Source organism: Hyphomicrobium sp., assembly GCF_036262015.1.
Lineage (GTDB): Bacteria > Pseudomonadota > Alphaproteobacteria > Rhizobiales > Hyphomicrobiaceae > Hyphomicrobium_C.
This window is the reverse complement of the sequence record NZ_DATAJR010000009.1, coordinates 373,121-389,919: the sequence shown is the minus strand read 5'-3', so window position 1 is coordinate 389,919 and position 16,799 is coordinate 373,121. Positions and strand designations below refer to the sequence as shown.

Annotated in this window: 12 protein-coding genes; 8 read left to right on the top strand and 4 right to left on the bottom strand. The window is 62.3% G+C overall.

The features are described from left to right. Nucleotides 1–20 precede the first annotated feature (20 nt). Nucleotides 21–776 (top strand): hypothetical protein, encoded by a 756-nt coding sequence (locus VHO05_RS17350; RefSeq protein ID WP_329647873.1) that lies wholly within the window; start codon nucleotides 21–23, stop codon nucleotides 774–776. A 179-nt stretch (nucleotides 777–955) separates the two neighbouring features. On the opposite strand, the gene VHO05_RS17345 is transcribed toward VHO05_RS17350, so the two are convergent. Beyond that, nucleotides 956–2,524 carry a leucyl aminopeptidase gene (locus VHO05_RS17345; protein ID WP_329647872.1) on the bottom strand — a complete coding sequence of 523 codons (1,569 nt, stop codon included), beginning with the start codon at nucleotides 2,522–2,524 and terminating at the stop codon, nucleotides 956–958. Between the two features lie 650 nt (nucleotides 2,525–3,174). Between VHO05_RS17345 and lptF the strand changes: the two genes are divergently transcribed. From lptF to rsmA, 6 genes are all read left to right on the top strand, one after another. After that, a complete protein-coding gene (gene lptF / locus VHO05_RS17340; RefSeq protein ID WP_329647871.1) occupies nucleotides 3,175–4,383 on the top strand; it encodes an LPS export ABC transporter permease LptF in 1,209 nt (402 codons plus the stop codon). Nucleotides 4,384–4,388: 5 nt separating this feature from the next. Beyond that, nucleotides 4,389–5,483 (top strand): LPS export ABC transporter permease LptG, encoded by a 1,095-nt coding sequence (lptG, locus tag VHO05_RS17335; RefSeq protein WP_329647870.1) that lies wholly within the window; start codon nucleotides 4,389–4,391, stop codon nucleotides 5,481–5,483. Nucleotides 5,484–5,486: 3 nt separating this feature from the next. After that, nucleotides 5,487–7,955, top strand: coding sequence for an LPS-assembly protein LptD (locus tag VHO05_RS17330; RefSeq protein WP_329647869.1), 2,469 nt, complete (start codon nucleotides 5,487–5,489; stop codon nucleotides 7,953–7,955). A gap of 210 nt (nucleotides 7,956–8,165) precedes the next feature. Beyond that, nucleotides 8,166–9,389: a peptidylprolyl isomerase gene (locus tag VHO05_RS17325; RefSeq protein WP_329647868.1), complete on the top strand. Its 1,224-nt coding sequence runs from the start codon at nucleotides 8,166–8,168 to the stop codon at nucleotides 9,387–9,389. Continuing rightward, a complete protein-coding gene (pdxA, locus tag VHO05_RS17320) occupies nucleotides 9,389–10,453 on the top strand; it encodes a 4-hydroxythreonine-4-phosphate dehydrogenase PdxA (protein ID WP_329647867.1) in 1,065 nt (354 codons plus the stop codon). The genes VHO05_RS17325 and pdxA overlap by 1 nt, the downstream gene beginning before the upstream one ends. Then, complete coding sequence (gene rsmA, locus VHO05_RS17315) at nucleotides 10,450–11,355, top strand: 16S rRNA (adenine(1518)-N(6)/adenine(1519)-N(6))-dimethyltransferase RsmA (RefSeq protein ID WP_329647866.1); 906 nt, start codon at nucleotides 10,450–10,452, stop codon at nucleotides 11,353–11,355. Before pdxA ends, rsmA begins: the two co-directional genes overlap by 4 nt. Before the next feature lie 25 nt (nucleotides 11,356–11,380). On the opposite strand, the gene VHO05_RS17310 is transcribed toward rsmA, so the two are convergent. From VHO05_RS17310 to VHO05_RS17300, 3 genes are all read right to left on the bottom strand, one after another. Further along, on the bottom strand, nucleotides 11,381–12,436 hold the full coding sequence (locus VHO05_RS17310) for an NAD(P)/FAD-dependent oxidoreductase (protein WP_329647865.1): 1,056 nt from the start codon (nucleotides 12,434–12,436) through the stop codon (nucleotides 11,381–11,383). Between the two features lie 48 nt (nucleotides 12,437–12,484). Beyond that, entirely contained in the window at nucleotides 12,485–12,805 is a 321-nt protein-coding gene (locus VHO05_RS17305) for a 2Fe-2S iron-sulfur cluster-binding protein (protein ID WP_329647864.1), read from the bottom strand. A gap of 178 nt (nucleotides 12,806–12,983) precedes the next feature. Further along, a complete protein-coding gene (locus VHO05_RS17300) occupies nucleotides 12,984–13,415 on the bottom strand; it encodes an Hpt domain-containing protein (RefSeq protein ID WP_329647863.1) in 432 nt (143 codons plus the stop codon). Nucleotides 13,416–14,111: 696 nt separating this feature from the next. Between VHO05_RS17300 and VHO05_RS17295 the strand changes: the two genes are divergently transcribed. Further along, on the top strand, nucleotides 14,112–16,775 hold the full coding sequence (locus VHO05_RS17295) for a hypothetical protein (RefSeq protein ID WP_329647862.1): 2,664 nt from the start codon (nucleotides 14,112–14,114) through the stop codon (nucleotides 16,773–16,775). The last annotated feature ends 24 nt before the right edge of the window (nucleotides 16,776–16,799 follow it).

Here is a 16,799-nt window from a genome sequence, read left to right as displayed (position 1 = left end):
GGATTGCGCCCGCCACACCCATGATCATCATTCGCATTCTGTTGAACGCCGTGATCATGGCGGCGGAGATCGCCGCGGTCGCCGGCATCGCGATGCTCGGCTACTATCATCCCTTTCTCTTCGCGGGCGTCACGGCTGCGCTGAGCTTCGTGCTCGGCCTGCGGCTTGAAACGAAGCGGCTGTTTTTCGAGCTGCCGTTCTACTTTGAAGGTGCCCGCACGCCGCGCATCCTCCTGGTTGGGCTGGTGGGCACGGTTGAGGCCCTGATGAAGGGCGTGCTGGCGGGCCTCGCCGCGGTGTTCACCTTCGCGGGGACGGACAGCAATCGCCTGCTCTGGGTCGCTGTTGTGTTCGGCCTTACCACTTACGCGGGCTCGAGCGCGCTCAGGGCGCTATCGGTTTCGTTCCGTGCGCAGCCCTGGCGCTGGGGCTACTTCCGGCTGGCGCCGCCGCTCGGACTCGCGTTCTCGGCAGGGATCGCGGCCTTGGCGGCCTTCGGCATCCTCGGTACGGCGAGCGTAGGGGACATCGGCTGGAAGCTTGTCTGGGAGCTTCCCCAGAAGCCATCCGTCAGTCAGGTCAGCGAGCTGTTCTTCCAATTGAAGCAGGCCTTCGACGATTTCATCGTGACGCTGCTGACGGCGGTCATGGGGCAGGAATGGGCACGGCTGATCGGTATCGTGATCAGCGTGAATGTGCTGACCGGCTTCGTGGCGTCAGTGTACGCAGCGGTGATCGCGGCGTGCGTACGAACGGCGGAAGAAGGTCTACCGTAGAAGCCGAAGGGCGGAATCAAAATCCGCAGCCTGACGACTTGGCTCCGTCCCAAATGGCCAGCTCCATCATTCGCATAATATATATTATGGAAAATACACTAAGATCAGATCGGAATAACGAATAGTTATAGAAATCAGCGCGCGGGCCAGATGTCATGCTCCGGCCCGCGCACCAAAACTCACTTCTCGCCCTTCTCGAAGTTGTCGGCGACGAACCGGTCGAGCAGCTGCACGCCCCAGCCGGAACCCCAGCTGGTGTTGATCTCGTTCTTGGGCGCGTCCATCGCCGTGCCGGCGATGTCGAGATGCGCCCACGGCGTATCCTTCTTGATGAAGCGCTGGATGAATGCCGCCGCCGTGCACGCGCCGCCCCAGCGCCCGCCGATGTTCTTCATGTCGGCGTTCTTGCTATCGAGCATCCGGTCGTAGACCTTGTCGACCGGCATCCGCCAGATCCGCTCTCCCGTGACCTTCGACGCCGCGAGCAACTGATCGGCCAACTTGTCGTCATTCGCGAAGAGACCTGCGAAGTCCTTGCCGAGCGCGACCATGATCGCGCCCGTCAGTGTCGCGAGATCGATGACGAAACGCGGCTTGAAGCGTTCCTGCACGTACCAGAGCACGTCGGCGAGCACGAGACGGCCTTCCGCGTCGGTATTGAGGTTCTCGACCGTCTGGCCCGACATTGAGACGACGATGTCGCCCGGGCGCGTTGCCGTGCCCGACGGCATGTTTTCGACGAGGCCGATGATGCCGACCGCATTCACCGGCGCCTTGCGCTCGGCGAGCGTGTACATAAGGCCGACGACGGCCGCCGCGCCGCCCATGTCGCCCTTCATGTCTTCCATGCCGGCCGAGGGCTTGATCGAGATGCCGCCGGTGTCGAACACGACGCCCTTGCCTGCGAAGGCAAGTGGCTTTGCGCGCTTCGACTTAGCGCCGTGCCACTGCATGATGGCGACGCGTGCGGGGCGCGCACTGCCCTGCGCCACCGACAGCAGCGTGTTCATGTTCATGTCTTTGAGCTGCTTGTCATCGAGGATTTCGACCTCGAGACCGATCCGCTCAAGCTCCTTCACGCGCTCGGCAAACTCCACGGGGCCCAGCACGTTGGCCGGCTCGTTGACGAGATCGCGTGCGAAATAGATGCCGTCGGCGAGCGCGCGCTTGTCTTCGAAGGCGGCGCGGGCCTTGTCGGGATCGGCGCAGTGAATGACGAGCTTGGTCAGACGATCCTGGGCCGGCTTTGCGTCCGCCGCTCCGTTGCTGCCGTTCTCCTTGTCGTTGTCTTTTTCCTCGCCATTCTTCTTGGTCAGATACTTGCGGAAGCTGTAATGGCGCAGCAGCGCGCCGAACGCGAGCGTGGCGGCGAGCGCGTCCGGCTTCAAATCGGCGCCGCTCACTTCCGCGACCAGGCTGGCTTCGGTTGTCTTACGCGCGGAGATCTGGCCGAGTGCGTAGCCGCCGATGCCGGCCCAATCCGTCTCCGTATTGTCGCCCGCCTTCCCAGCGCCGATCAGCAGCAGGCGCTGGCAGTCGAGCTTCTGGGGCGCGAGGATCTCGATCGACGTCTTCGATTTGCCCTTGAACTGGCCCGCCTCGGCCGCCTTGAGCAGCAGCCCCTGGCTTTTCGTGTTGAGGCTCTGGACCGCCGGCGACAGGGTAAGATCCTGGCAGGCGAAAGCAACGCAGGTGGACAGCGGCGCGGCGTCGAGCCGAGCGAAGGTAATTTCAAACGGGGTGGACATAGGTGGGTGGTGCTCCTCGAGAAATTTGGGAGGGGCCGGATGAGCGCGCAGCTTCTCCATCCGGCGCACACGCCGTCGAGGCTGTTGGCCCGACGCCGGCGCATGCCGCGGCAATGCGCGTTACGATTGGGTGCATTTCGATCTTCGCTGTGGAAATTAGACGCTTGCGGGGGAAGTGCAAGCCGGAAGCGCCCTAAAACTATGGCGCCAGGATTAATATCCGCACCGGCGCAGCGGCCGGGCTATCGGCGCGTTTTGCCATCTCGCCGGCATGAGCTTCCCTCGGCTAGTGGCTTGGAGAACAGCCGAAATTCCGCCATTCTCGCATGGAACGAACCGGCACTAGTGTCCCGATTCCGAAGTTCGCCAGAGCTCGCGGCTGGGTACCAAGCGAGCTTCGGAATCAAAGGGACACTAGCAGGACTATGATTTGCTAGTGTGATTCAGATCGAGAAATTCGCTCGGTACCTCGTGGCCAAATAGGGCGAATTTCTCGATCATCACACTAGGGGGAATCTGGACGTGGGCCACGGAGACGACATCGTACGGAGGGTTGCCGGCGTTGAACCGCAAGGTCACGCTCGTGCATGCCCCGCCGGCCAATCCGTCTTGCCGTTGGCCGCGCCGAAGCCGAGCGTGAACGACGTCATATGACGATTTTCTCACGATATGTCTTCCGGCAGACGTCCAGCGCCCTGCTGCTTGTTCTGCTGTCGTTGGTCGGTATCGTTTGGATCTCGCTCGCTTTGCGCGAGCTCAATGTCGTCACCAGTCAGGGCCAGAGCGGGCTCACGCTCATCAAGATGACGACGCTCGGCCTGCCGAGCTTCATTGCGGTCATCACGCCGTTCGCGCTGCTTATCACCGCAATCCACACGCTCAACCGCCTCAACAGCGACAGCGAAATCATCGTTCTCACGGCGTCGGGTGCCACCGCCTGGACGATCACCAAGCCGCTGATGACGCTCGCCCTGCTGATCACGGCTTTTCTGACGTTTATCAACCATCTTGCGGCGCCCTGGAGCCAGCGGCAGTTGCGAGACCTCGTCTTGCAAGTCCGTACCGACCTGTTGACCCAGGTCATCCAGCCCGGCCGGTTCTCGTCTCCCGAAAAGGGCCTGACATTCCATATCCGCGAGCGACAGCAGGACGGAACGCTGCGCGGCCTCGTCATGCATGACATGCGCGATCCCAAGAAGGCGCAGTCCTATCTGGCTGACAAAGGGGTTTTGGTCGAGGACAACGGCGGCACGTATCTGTTCATGATGGATGGACACATCCTGAGCCGCGACGGCGACATCACGGAGCCAACGCAGATCATCGCCTTCGACAAATATGCCGTTGATCTCAACAGCATGGAGAAGAAGCGCGATGGACCGCAGGAGTTGAGGGCCCGCGAACGCTTCTACAGCGAGCTCGTCAATCCGGATCCGGCCGAGAAGACCGATGCGACGGAGCGCGGCCGCTTCAGGTCCGAGTTGCATGAGCGCTTCTCGGGCGCACTCTATCCCATCGCCTTTGTGCTGCTCGCCATCGCTATGGTTGGCCAAGCCCAGAGCACCCGCCAGAACCGGCATGTGCGGATGGGCGTTTGCTTCTTGCTCGGCGTCGGCCTCCGATTGGGTGGTTTGGCGTTCAATAACATTGTCACCATCAACCCAACCGCCGTGCCAGTTCTCTATCTCATTCCGATAGCCGCGATCGGTGCGGCCCTCGTGCTGATTGTTCAGGGCGCGCGCTTCTCGACCGGCCCCGCTTTCCTTGACCGGATCGGTGATCTTGTCACCACCTGGTGGGGACAGATCCGGCAGCGGTTCTCACGCCGCCGCGGCGTGGCTGCCGCCCAAACGGGGAGCTGACCTCGGTGCCCCGGATCTCGACCCTATCGATCTACATCGGCATGCGCTTCCTGACGGCGATCTTCGCCGTCTTCGCATTGTGCACCGTCCTGATTTTCATGATCGATTTCGTGGAGATGCTGCGCCAGGCAGGCAAGTACGGCAGCGTCCCGGCTTACATCTTGGCCTGGATCACCATGCTCCGGTTGCCCGCCTACACCGAGATCCTCTTGCCCTTCGCCGTGCTGGTCGGATCGATTGCAGCACTCCTCATGTTGGCCCGGAAAAGCGAATTGGCCATCATGCGTGCCGGCGGCATGTCCGTTTGGCAATTTCTCAAGCCCGGCGCGGCGGTTGCGCTGATGCTGGGCGTCATGAGTTCGACCCTCTTCAATCCCCTCGCCGCCGCGGCTCGCGACAAATCAGAGAAACTGTTCTCGGAAGCCTTTGGGCGGGAATCGAGCGTGTTGGGACGAGGAAATTCCGGCACTTGGCTGCGCCAGGACGGCGCCGACGGCCAGTCCATCCTGAACGCGGCTTCGGCCCGCCGCCGAGGGACTGAGCTCACCACCGTCACTGCCTTCGTCTACGACAGGAAGGGGGATTTCTCGGAACGTGTCGACGCCAAGCAGGCGACCCTCGATGACGGGTTCTGGGTGCTCAAGAACGCGCTCGTATCCCGGGTCGGTCGGGAGCCGGAAAATTTCGGTACGTACCTCCTCCCCACATACCTCACCCCCGAGCGCGTGGTGGACGCCCTGGGAACGGTGATCTCCGTTTCATTCTGGGAGTTACCTGACCTGATATATGTTACGGAGAGGGCAGGGCTTTCTGCAAAACACTTGCGAATGCAATATGAACTCCTGCTGACCCGCCCGCTCCTCTGCATCGCAATGGTCTTTTTGGCGGCAACTGTGTCGTTGCGGTCATTCCGCTCCGGTGGGATCCAGACTATGGTTGTGACTGGAATGATCGGGGGCTTTGGATTTTTCCTTTTCGCGGAGATTTCAAGGCAAGTCGGGACGGCAGGACTGGCGCCTATCTGGGCGGCGGTATGGGTTCCGGTGCTTCTCGCCATTCTTGTTTCAGTGACGGTGCTCTTGCACCAGGAGGACGGCTGAGTGATGCGTGTTGCGCGCACATTGCTGGCGCCATGCACTGAGTTCTACGCTTCGTTTCCCCGCGTAAAGGCGGCGGAATGGGGGCGGTTGCGCTCGTCTGCGTTCGTCCGTCCGGCTTTGGCCCTGGCGCTCAGCTTAGGCTTGGTCGCGGGCGCGCCGATGGCTGCCCACGCTCAAAAGACCACGCAAAAAGGCCTTCTCTCCGATAGCGGCACCGCATTCCCGGAACAGCCGGGTGGAGTTTTCGGCAAGCCGCAAAAGCTCGACAAGTCGCTGCCGCTCTATCTGCAGGGCGATGAGCTGATTTACGACAACAACGGCAATCGCGTGATCGCGCGCGGCAACGTCGAAATCTACTACAACAAGAACGTGTTGACCGCCGACAAGGTCATCTACGACCAGTCCGCGAACACCCTTACCGCCTCGGGCAACGTTGAGCTCAAGGAGGCGAACGGCAACATCATCCGCGCCGACAACTACACCCTCACCGATGATTTCCGCGACGGCTTCGTCCAGTCGCTTTCGGTGGTCACGCGCGACGACTCCCGTATCACAGCCGAGCGTGGCGAGCGCCGCGAGGGCAACGTCACCGAATTCTCCGAAGCGACGTTCACCCCGTGCAAAAGCGAAGGCAACGTACCTCCGCTCTGGTGTATCGGTGCCAAGCGCATCATCCACGATCAGGCCAAGCAGACGATTTCCTATCAAGACGCCGAGCTGAAGTTCTACGGAATCACGGTCGGCTATCTGCCCTACTTCGAGCACCCCGATCCGTCCGTGAAGCGCAAGAGCGGCTTCCTTTCGCCGTCCTACGGCAACTCGGGCGACCTCGGCGTGTTCGTGGAGCTGCCGTACTACTTCGCGCTCTCGCCGAGCTATGACTTCACGTTCACCCCGCGCTACATGAGCGAACAGGGCGTGATGTGGCAGGGTGAGTGGCGCCAGAAGCTCGCCAATGGCGAGTACAACATAATCTTCGCTGGCATCGACCAGGATGCGGGCGGCCTTCCGGCCCCCGTCAACAGGAACCTCGAAGGCTGGCGCGGAAGCATCGAGACGCACGGCAAGTTCTCGTTGTCGAGCTGGTGGAGTTATGGCTGGAACGTGATCGCCGAGAGCGACGACTCCTTCCGCCGCTTCTACAAGCTTGACAGCATCCTGCTGACGGACCGCGTCAACGATGTGTGGCTCCGCGGCTTGTCGGATCGCAGCTATTTCAGTGCCAAGCTGTACCAGTTTGGCGGCCTGCTCGTGAACGACGACGACTCAACGGAGTCGTTGGTTCATCCGATCATCGATCATAACTATGTGTTCCAGGATCCTGTGCTCGGCGGCGAGCTCACGTGGACCTCGAATGCCTTGAGCTTGTCCCGCTCTGACTCGAGCAACGCCGCAATCGGTCTCGTCTCGCAGGACATGAACCGCGTCGTGACGGAAGTGAAATGGCGCCGCCGGTTTACGGATGCGGTGGGCATCACCTACACGCCCTTTGGCGAGCTGCGGGGCGACATCTACCAAATCAACTTCGAGGACGACGATCCGTTCGATGCCGTGAACAGCAATCTGGATGACACCTTCCTGCGCGGCTTGGCGACGGGCGGGGTCACGGTTGCGTATCCGTGGGTGGCAAGCCTTGGCTCGACTTCGCACGTCATCGAACCGATCGGCCAGCTTGTGGCCCACAATGCGAGCGTGCGTCAGGAAGGTTTGCCGGACGAGGACGCCAAGAGCTTGATCTTCGACGACACCAACCTGTTCGAGACCAGCAAGTTCTCTGGTTATGACCGCCTAGAGACCGGCGTACGCGCCAACGTGGGCGTGCAGTACACATTCCAAGGACCCGTGGGCTACGCCCGCGTGCTGGCCGGTCAGAGCTACCATCTGAGCGGTGACAACGCCTACAACGAACCTGAAGTGGATCTCTTCAATCCCAGGAGCGGTCTCGAAACGGACAAGTCCGACTACGTACTTGGTCTCTATCTCGCGCCCACCGACGTGTTCCGGGTCATTGCACAGTCCCGCTTCGACGAGGACGACCTGACGCTCCGGCGTGAAGATCTGACGGCGGCGTTCAACTATGGCCCGCTGCTGACACAGGTTACCTATACCTACGGAGAGGTCTTCAACGAAGACACCCTGAGGTTCGAACAGGAAGAAGACATTCTCGGGTTCGCCACCCTCAGGCTGACCGATCGCTGGACGCTGACTGGCGCGATCCGCTACGATCTCGACAACGACAAGGTGCTGACCGACTCCATCCGCCTCGCCTACCTCGACGAGTGCTTCATGCTGAGCGCCACCTACACCGAGACCTTTATTACCGATCCGCTCCAAGACATCCGGCCGGATCAAGTGGTCATGCTGCGCTTCGAGCTCAAGCACCTCGGCGGATTCGCCTACTCGACGAACGTTGTCGATACCCTCGGCGGCGAGGACGCTTCGGCTCGCGGCGGCGTCATTGGTTCACCGTAGTTAATCTTGAGGCTCTGCTTCTCCTCGTCCTCAGGCCCATTGCCTTAGCCACGCCACGGTTAGTGTGGATAAAAACCGAGGCCTTTGCGCATGTCCCGGTCTGGCCCTATTCTCTGAAACGCAAGCCTTAGTGCTAGTGCGGCGTCGGGAAGCACGCGTTCGTTCATCCGGTCGCGCCGTGACCCGTGCTCAGCTGGCGAGACATCATCGATGATTGAAACTCTTCGTACCCTCCTCCTCGCTTCGTGCACGCTCGCACTGAGCGCCGCTCTGAGTTCTGCCGGTGCCGAACCGAAGAAGCAGCCAGCCGGTCGCACGGTCGAGCTTGCCAATCCCGCTGAGGGGGGAAGCGGATCGAAGTCGTCGAAAACGAAGGGCGGCGGTCAGTCGATCGCGATCCTCGTCAACGACGAGCCGATCACCGCATACGAGATTGAGCAGCGCGCCTCCTTCATTGCTATGCAGGGTGGCGGTGGCGGCGGAGAGAACCTCAAGGCCAAGGCCGAAGCGCGCTGGAAGCAGATTGTTCAGGACCCGAAAACCAACGAGCGCTTCAAGGAGCTGCTGCAGAAGAACAACGTCCAATCGCAAGAAGAAGCGCGTGCCCTGCAGACGAAGTACGTGAAGCAGCTTCAGGAGAACATGATCGAGCAGCTGAGACGCGAAGCGCGCTCTGGAGCGGTCGCCGGCTCGCGGAAAAAAGCTGAAGACGAGCTGATCAACGAGAAACTCAAGATCCAGGAAGCCAAGCGTCTCAACGCCGTGGCCGAGGACAGTGAGATCGATCGGGTGATCGGCGGCATCGCCGAACGCAACAAGATGACGCTCGATCAGTTCGGCCAGCACATGAAGGGCATGGGCGTCGACATCAAGACGATGCGCAATCGTTTCCGCGCCGAAATCTCTTGGCGCGAAGTGATACGCCGCCGCTTCGGCCACCTCGTCGCCATCACCGAACGCGACGTCGACCAGCTCATGGCCACCACGCCCATGGCGCAAGATAACGTCGAGTTGCAAGTCCAGCGCATTACGCTTCCGCTCCCGGCGTCCGTGGACCAGTCCGTCATTGCCCAACGCATCGCCGAAGCCGATGCGCTGCAGCGGCAATATTCGGGCTGCGCATCAATGGCCGGGCTTGCGGCGTCTGTCGCAGGCGCCAAGCACGAGAATATGGGAACGCGTAAGCCGTCGGCCATTCCGGAGCCCACTCGCAGCCTGCTGCTCAACGCACGCGACGGCGATCTGCTGCCCGCCAGCGTCAGCGGAAGCGGCGTCGAGCTTTGGGCCCTGTGCGGCCGCAAGGCGCTCGACGGCAACGCGGACATGTCGTCACGCGAAAACGCGCAGGCCGAGCTCCGCCAGAAGGAGTTCGAAGTTCTCGCCCAGAAGCACCTCAAGGACCTGCGGCAGGACGCGGCCATTGAGATCCGCTGATGACCGTGACCTCCGATAGCGGGCAGCTGGCATCGGCGCCGCTCGCTTTGACGATGGGTGATCCCGCGGGGATCGGGCCCGATATCACTTTAACGGCTTGGGTCGAGCGTAACCGCCGTTCGCTAGCTCCGTTCGTATTCTTCGGCGATCCGGACGCGCTCGGCGCGCGTGCGCGTGCGCTCGGCTACGAGGTTACAATCAAGACGGTCTCGTCTTTGGCGGAAGGCTTGGCCGCCTTCGCGACGCATCTGCCTGTTATCGCGGTTCCGTGCGCCGCGGTGGTCGCCGCCGGAAAACCGGATCCGGCCAATGCCGCAGCAATCATCGCGTCCATCGAGCAGGCCGTTGCAGCCGTCCAACGCGGAGAGGCGCGCGCTGTCGTAACGAACCCGATCGCCAAAAGCGTACTCATGGCCGAGGGATTTCCCTACCCTGGCCACACGGAATTTCTCGGCGCGCTCTCAGAGAAGCTGTTCGGTGCCGCTGATGTGCATCCCGTCATGCTGCTCGCGTCGTCCGAGCTCAAAGTCGTACCGCTGACCGTGCATATCCCGCTGGCCGATGTGCCCAAGGCAATCACCTCGCGCAGCATCGTCGCCACCGCGCAGTGTCTCCACCGTTCGCTCCAGACCGATTTCGGCATCGCCAATCCGCGCATCGCAGTGACCGGGCTCAATCCTCATGCTGGCGAGGATGGCAAAATCGGCCACGAGGACGAGCGCATCATCGCAATTGCCATTGCAGCGCTTCGCGATGGCGGAATGGCGGTGACCGGTCCACATCCCGCTGACACACTCTTTCACGCGGCCGCGCGCGAAACCTATGATGCGGTGCTGGCGATGTATCACGACCAGGCTCTGATCCCGATCAAGACGCTGGCCTTCGACACCGGCGTGAACGTCACGATCGGCTTGCCGTTTGTGCGCACCTCTCCGGATCATGGGACGGCCTTTTCTATCGCGGGAACGGGCCAGGCCCGTGCCTCGAGCCTGGTGGAAGCGCTGCGCCTTGCCGATACGATGGCAGCGCGGCGCATGACCAATCGAAGCGAACACGCAGGATGAGTGCCAACGCAACCGCAGACGAGCCTCTGAACGAACGCCCCGGCGCGAGCCCCGACGGGCTCGATCCGCTGCGCGATGTGATCCGTCGGCATGACCTCGCGGCCAAGAAAAGTCTCGGCCAGAATTTCATCCTCGATCTCAATCTCACACGCCGCATTGCGCGCGCTGGCGGCAGCGTCGCCGGCCGGACGGTCGTGGAGGTTGGCCCTGGTCCCGGAGGTCTGACACGTGGCCTTCTTCTGGAAGGCGCCGCGCGCGTCGTGGCCGTCGAGCGCGACTCGCGCTGTCTCCCTGCGCTCGCAGAAATCGAGGCGCGCTACCCCGGTCAATTGCGTGTTCACGAAGGCGACGCGCTCGATTCCGACTGGCGCGCTCTGGTTGGCAGCAAAGAAAAGGCGGTGATCGCCGCGAACCTACCTTACAACGCCGCCACGACGCTGCTGATCGGCTGGCTCGAAACGGAGCCCTGGCCACCGTGGTGGGACCGCATGGTGCTGATGTTCCAGAAGGAGGTCGCGGAGCGCATCGTCGCCGCGCCCGGGAGCAAGGAGTACGGCCGCCTGTCTGTGATTTCGCAGTGGCGCAGCGAGCCCCACATCGCGCTTACTTTGAAACCCGAGGCGTTCACACCGCCACCGAAAGTGTCATCCGCTGTCGTCGTCTTCACCCCGCGCGCGGAGCCTCAGCCCGCTTGTTCGGTCAAGGCACTCGGCAAGGTCACTGCGGCCGCATTCGGCCAGCGGCGCAAAATGCTGAGAGCTTCGCTGAAGACGCTCGTTCCGAATCCTGAAGCGCTACTGGAAGTCGCCGGGATCTCGCCGGAACTCCGCGCCGAGCGTCTGACTGTGCGCGAGTTCGCCAAACTCGCGCTGATCTACGAGCGCTCAACCGCAGGCCGCTGACCTGGGCCGCCGCAACGCGCGGCACTTACTTCACGCCGAGCTTCTTCTGCAGGTTCGACGACGACGTCGTGTACTGGAACAGCAGCTTCTTATCCGGATACACGTACTTGTGCGCCTGCTGGGCCATCAGCGCGGCCTCATGGAAACCCGACAGGATGAGCTTCAACTTGCCCGGATACCAGTTGATGTCTCCGATGGCGAAGATGCCTTTCTCACTGGTTTCGAATCTCTCCGTATCGACCAGGATCAGGTTTTCGTTGAGGTTCAGACCCCACGACGCCACTGGACCAAGCTTCATGGTCAGACCGAAGAACGGCAGCATGGCGGTCGCCGTCACCCGCTCCTCGCCGTCGGCCGTCTTGACAGTCACGGCTTCGAGAGCGCCGCCCTCGCCGTGCAACTTGGTCATCTGACCGATGAGGAGACGCACTTTGCCTTCGGCAACGAGCGCGCGCATCTTCTCCACCGAGTGTGGCGCTCCGCGGAACTCGTCGCGACGATGGAGCAAGGTCAGCGAATTCGCGACGGATGCGAGGTTGAGAGTCCAGTCGAGCGCGGAATCGCCGCCGCCAACGACCAGAACATCCTTGCCCCGCATCTCCTCCATGCGGCGTACCGCATAGAATACAGATGAGCCCTCGAAAGCCTCGATGCCTTCGAGCGGCGGACGCTTCGGCGTGAAGGATCCGCCGCCTGCCGCAATGACGACGACCTTTGCCTTGATCTCGCGGCCAGCGTCGGTCTTGAGATGGAAGCGGCCGTCCTCGCCGCGCGTGAGCTCGTCGACACGCTCGCCGAACACGAACTGCGCGCCAAACGGCTTGATCTGTTCCATGAGCCGATCGGTCAGCTCCTGGCCCGTCACCGTCGGCAGCGCCGGAATGTCATAGATCGGCTTTTCAGGGTAGAGCTCGGAGCACTGCCCACCGGGTTTGCCGAGAATGTCGATAACGATCGTCTTGATGTCGACGAGCCCGAGCTCGAAAACGGCGAACAAGCCTACAGGTCCAGCACCGATGACGATGGCGTCGATCTCGGTTACGCCGGGATCCGCGATCTGACCGGCTTCGTCCAATGCCATGTGTAACCTCCAGCTTCGCTCTCGGGCGGGCTCGCGCCAAAGCGCGTATCAGAACTGCTTCGCCGGCACGCGCAGCGTGAGGCCGTCGAGCTCCGGCGTCACTTTGATCTGGCAGCTCAAACGGCTTTCCTTGCGCACGTCGAAGGCGAAGTCGAGCATGTCTTCTTCGATGTCGGCAGGCTTGCCGGTTTTCTCTACCCAGTCCCCTTCGACGTAAACGTGGCACGTCGCGCACGCGCACGCGCCGCCGCACTCGGCCTCGATTCCCGGGATGTCGTTGAGCTTAGCCGCTTCCATCACGGTCAAACCCGGCTCTACTTCCACTGTCTGGCTCGCGCCGTCGGGTTGTATAAACGTCAATTTAACCATGAGACGGCCGACTCCAAATTTCCACGTCGCTCCTCCTACGAGCAAGGTCGCCGGCAGGATTAAAGATCTAGCCCTTTGAATTCAAGCTTCGCCTCGTCGCGCCGTCAAACAGCGAACGGAGACGTAACAGCGGTTGATTTCAGGATTTTTATGAGGTTGCTCAGCGAGCGGTGCGATCTCAGCCGTGGATCTTCTCGGGAGGGAAAACCTCGGCGACGTAGCCCTCGAGCGCGTCGCAGGCTTCCTCGAGCGCAGCCAGCAGCCGTTCGCGCTCCTCTTCGTCGGCGACACCCGACGTTTGTTCGGCTTCGACCGCGAGTGTGGCGACTTTCCAAGCGCCGACGGCCTTCGCGGACCCCTTGATGGTATGGGCCGCAATCTGCCATTCGCGGTCAGTCGCCGCGAAGCGAAGCTGCTCGATGCTGAGCGGCAACTGCGCAAGAAAGAGGCCCAGAACTTCGCGCTCGAGGGTAAGGCTTCCGAGCGTGTAGCGGCCGAGATGCGCGCGATCGATAGGTCCGGCAAGCTCGGCGCCAGGCGGCGGCAGCTCGTTGGCCCGCGTTAACCGGTCGCGGCCGGTTACGATGAAGCGCTGTCTCAGGGGGCCCATAAGGTGCAGACCTGTCGCAGGAAGGTTGGGTTTGAGGCAGTCCAAGCAGGCCCATCGGCGGGCGGAATGATTAGAATTGCTTCAAAACAGTTAAGTTTCATTCTGAGCAAGACGTACTAAAACATTGTAAATGATTTGTCTTCAATTGTTAAGACTGTGCAGATATTCCATTAGGCCCTGATTTCCGGGCGCAGAACCCGGGCGAACTTCATTTGGCCCCAAACCCAGCCTACTCGGCTGTGATGCGCGCGTCGGCGCCGCGCCAGCCTAAAAAGGGCGTTGATGGGGCTGCTTACGGGAGAAAACCCGTTTGAGCACAAGCCTCGGACTGCGGTATATGGTCTTGGGGCTGCCGGTACTTGATCCGGCTCGGACGGGTGGATGGCTCAGGAACAGAAATCAGGCGCGGTTGCCGCTCAGAAAGCGGCGCCCGGGGAAGGCGCATCGGTAGACGCGGGCAAATCCCCTGCGGCACCGTTCATGCCTCCCCCCCTGAAATCGGGTGACCAGGCGAAACCCTCAGGCGAACCACCCAGTTTTGCCGACGCGCTATCGCAACTTTCGCCACCAACCGCGGCGCCAAATCTCGGCTCGCCGGCCGCCGCCGCAAATCATCGCTTGCCTCCTCCGCTCCCAATGTCCAACCGCGCGCCAGTCCCGGCCTCTCCGCCAGCAACCATCAGTGCGGACCGCGCGTTGGAAGAGAGACAGGTCGAAGCCACGCCGCTCGAGCCCGCCGTCCGCCGCATGGCGCGCCGCCGTCCGGCAGGCCCGCCGCGCGGCACCATCGCAGCCAACGACGATGCGCCGTCCATCGGCGGCTTGATCTACGCACTCGAGCAGAAGCCGTCGACGACTCCCTTCAAGTATGCCGCCATCGCTACGACGGGGTGGACGCTCATTTGCCTCATCTTCTCGTGGCTGATCGTCCGCGCGGAGCTTGAAGCCGGCGCAACGCTATGGTCGCTGCTAGAGAAGCCGACCACGTTCCTCACCGCAACGGCCATCATCGTTCCAATTGCAGTCCTGTGGGCCTTGGCCCTGCTGGCGTGGCGATCCGACGAGCTGAGGCTGCGATCTTCGACGATGACCGAAGTCGCGATCCGCCTCGCTGAGCCCGATCGTATGGCCGAGCAATCCGTGGCCTCGCTCGGACAGGCGGTCCGGCGCCAAGTCGGGTTCATGAACGACGCCATTTCGCGCGCTCTTGGCCGCGCCGGTGAACTTGAGGCTCTGGTTCACAACGAGGTCACGGCACTCGAGCGCTCCTACGAAGAGAACGAGCGCAAGATCCGCGGCCTCATCCAGGAGCTCGCAGGCGAACGCACCTCGCTGCTGTCAACGAGCGAGCGCGTGACCGAAACACTGAAGACACTCGGCACCGACATCCCGACCCTGATCGACAAGCTTTCGAACCAGCAGGTCAAGCTCGCCGGCATCATCCAAGGTGCGGGCGAAAACCTCACTGCACTGGAATCTGCTGTCGGCCAGAGCACCGACCGCCTCGAGCATACGCTTGGTGGCAAGACCGAGCAGCTCCAGACCATGCTCGAAGGCTACACGTCCGGCCTCGCCATGGCGTTGGGCGCACGGACCGATCAGCTCCAGGATGCCATCTCGGGCTATGTCACGACTCTCGACACGTCTCTGAGCAATCGCACCGAAAAGTTGCAGCTCGTATTCGAAGAATACGCCCGCGCACTCGATACCTCTCTCACGAACCGCGCACAGGCGCTCGACATTCAGCTCGTCGAGCGGACCAAAGCGTTGGATGCCGCATTCGGCCAGCGGCTCAAGTCGTTCGACGACTCGATCGTCCGCTCGACGATGACAATCGACTCGGCCGTCGCGGAGAAGGCGCGCGCCCTCACCTCCGCCCTCGACAATCATGCCCGCACGTTCAGCGATACGATTGCGCGCCAAGCCGTCCACCTCGACGAGAGCCTGATGCACGGCATCAACTCCGTCCGCCGGACGAGCGAGAACATCACCCGCCAGTCACTCAAGGCTATCGAAGGTCTGGCGGGCCAGTCCGAGATGCTGAAGCGCGTGTCGGAAAACCTTCTGTCACAGGTCAATTCCGTTACCAACCGCTTCGAGGGTCAGGGGCAGGCGATCCTGCGCGCTGCCAACTCGCTCGAAAACGCAAACTACAAGATCGAGTCCACGCTGCAGGGCCGGCACGCCGAGCTGACGAGCACAATGGACAAGCTCACAGGCAAGGCAGATGAATTCGGCCGCTTCGTCCAGGGCTTCTCGTCCACGATGGAAGGCTCTCTCACGAGCGCCGAGCAGCGGGCACGTGCCGCTGCCGAGCAGCTTCGGGCCAGCGCGGAAGCAGCCAAGCATACCGCGATCCAAGACCTCGAGCGTTTTCGGATCGAAGCCGGCGCAGAAGGCGAACGGGCACTCGAGGAGCTGCGCTCTCGCTTCTCGTCGATTTCGAACGTCGTCTCGGAACAGTTGTCGACGCTCAACAGCCGCATTGACCAAACGTCCGACGAGGTGCGTCAGCGCGCAAGCCGTGCCGCGGCAGATATCGCTGCCGAGCAGATGCGTCTCAAGGAGCAGATGGACCGTCTTCCGGCGGCCACCCGCGAGAACGCGGATGCTATGCGTCGCGCGCTCCAGGATCAGCTCCGCGCTATCGAGCAACTCTCCAATCTCACCACGCGCTCGCTCGCGGGCCGCGACGTGACGATGCCGCAGCCGCCGCAGCCTGGCACGCCGGGACTTCCTACGCTCACCGGAAGCTATAGCGCCGAAACGCGTGCCGCCGACCCGACCGGCCGCTCATTGAACACCCTTGCAGCCTCGAGCAACCCTGCACAGGGCGGTTGGGGCGGCGATCCGCGTCCCTCGCCCTATCAGGCCCTGCCCAGACCGGGAGCACCGGCCCCCGGGGGCGAGAGCCGCGAGGGATGGTCGCTGGGCGATCTCCTGGCGCGCGCCTCCCGCGACGAGGAAGGCCACCATCAGGCTGCCAGCGCGCATCCCGCGCACGTCCAGCCGAGCCCTGTATCGATACCGTTCCATAATCAGATCGATGTCATTGCCCGCGCCCTCGATCCAGCCACAACCGCCGCTCTCTGGCAACGCATCGGCGCAGGGCAACGCGGCGTCATGGTTCGCAGCATTTACACCCCTGAAGGGCGCGCGATCTTCGACGATCTGAGCCTGCGCTACCGCACCGATCCCGATCTGCAGCGCACGGTCAATCACTACCTCGTGGATTTCGAAAACATCCGCCGCGATGCAGAACAGCGCGATCCCTCGGGCCGCGCGGTCAGCGGCCACCTCCTCTCCGACATGGGACGGGTGTATCTTTTCCTCGCGCATGTGAGCGGGCGCATCGCCTGACCGAGCGCCGCCATCTCCGGAACG

Excerpts from the sequence above, each read along its gene's own strand:
- VHO05_RS17345 (WP_329647872.1), bottom strand. The coding sequence starts at position 2,524 with ATGTCCACCCCGTTTGAAATTACCTTCGCTCGGCTCGACGCCGCGCCG.
- lptF (WP_329647871.1), top strand. The coding sequence starts at position 3,175 with ATGACGATTTTCTCACGATATGTCTTCCGGCAGACGTCCAGCGCCCTG.
- VHO05_RS17330 (WP_329647869.1), top strand. The coding sequence starts at position 5,487 with ATGCGTGTTGCGCGCACATTGCTGGCGCCATGCACTGAGTTCTACGCT.
- VHO05_RS17350 (WP_329647873.1), top strand. The coding sequence starts at position 21 with ATGATCATCATTCGCATTCTGTTGAACGCCGTGATCATGGCGGCGGAG.
- VHO05_RS17300 (WP_329647863.1), bottom strand. The coding sequence starts at position 13,415 with ATGGGCCCCCTGAGACAGCGCTTCATCGTAACCGGCCGCGACCGGTTA.
- VHO05_RS17325 (WP_329647868.1), top strand. The coding sequence starts at position 8,166 with ATGATTGAAACTCTTCGTACCCTCCTCCTCGCTTCGTGCACGCTCGCA.
- VHO05_RS17310 (WP_329647865.1), bottom strand. The coding sequence starts at position 12,436 with ATGGCATTGGACGAAGCCGGTCAGATCGCGGATCCCGGCGTAACCGAG.
- pdxA (WP_329647867.1), top strand. The coding sequence starts at position 9,389 with ATGACCGTGACCTCCGATAGCGGGCAGCTGGCATCGGCGCCGCTCGCT.
- rsmA (WP_329647866.1), top strand. The coding sequence starts at position 10,450 with ATGAGTGCCAACGCAACCGCAGACGAGCCTCTGAACGAACGCCCCGGC.
- VHO05_RS17305 (WP_329647864.1), bottom strand. The coding sequence starts at position 12,805 with ATGGTTAAATTGACGTTTATACAACCCGACGGCGCGAGCCAGACAGTG.